1 pseudogene is annotated in these 287 nt (G+C 60.3%); it reads right to left on the minus strand.

Features of this window, described 5'->3' with window-relative positions:
- Positions 1-287: pseudogene (locus ACYP5B_RS27160) on the minus strand (IS5/IS1182 family transposase); the annotation flags it as partial.

The following is a 287-nucleotide window of genomic DNA, read 5'->3' on the forward strand; positions in this document are numbered from 1 at the left end:
CGTCGTTGACCATGACCTTGGCGGCTTCGCGCTCTGCATGCCCGTCAGCACTTGTCACCAGCGCGCTGACCACCAGGCCGTGGCGGTTGTCGCTCAAGGTATGGCCCATGTAGCGCAACTCACTGGCGGTTTTGCCTTTACGGTAGAGCCGGGCATCGGGGTCGGTCTTGGACTGGTGCGTTTCGTTGCTGCGCTTGCGACCTTTGAAGTTGCCACCATCGTTGTCTTCGTCCTCGCCGTCTTTGCGTACAAAGCTCTTGTGGCCGGCCCAAGCCTGAATGAGTGTG

This window comes from Cupriavidus sp. 8B (assembly GCF_054589115.1).